Origin of the sequence: Pontitalea aquivivens, from assembly GCF_046507575.1 — a bacterium.
Classification (GTDB): Bacteria; Pseudomonadota; Alphaproteobacteria; order Rhodobacterales; family Rhodobacteraceae; genus Pontitalea; species Pontitalea aquivivens.
Map to the genome: position 1 here is coordinate 1 of NZ_JBKFEY010000137.1, position 342 is coordinate 342.

1 pseudogene is annotated in these 342 nt (G+C 60.8%); it reads right to left on the reverse strand.

Annotation, left to right across the window (positions count from 1 at the left end):
• A pseudogene (locus ACK8OU_RS20525) lies at positions 1-342 on the reverse strand (terminase gpA endonuclease subunit); the annotation flags it as partial.

Consider the following 342-nt stretch of genomic DNA (forward strand, 5'->3'; position numbering starts at 1 on the left):
ACCGCCAGCATCGGCCCCGGCGCGTGGTGCATGACAAAGCCAATGAAGCAATTGCCCGCTTCCGTGTTGTGTGTCGGGACCCAGCCTTTACCGCATAGAAACAGATGGCTGGGCGCGTCAACCTCAATGCAGCGCACAGGGACACTTGCCACTTGCCGAACCGAAACGATCCGGCGGCGCCTGCTTTTCCACGGGCGCCCGTTCTCGATCGAACGCATCCGGGCGCACTTGCGCGAGAGCCGGAACATCGGCTCTTCGGCATAGGCCGTCCATGAAATACGCCAATATTCGGCTGACTCACAAACGCGACCGTCATGTCCGAAGACTTTACGGCGCGCACGA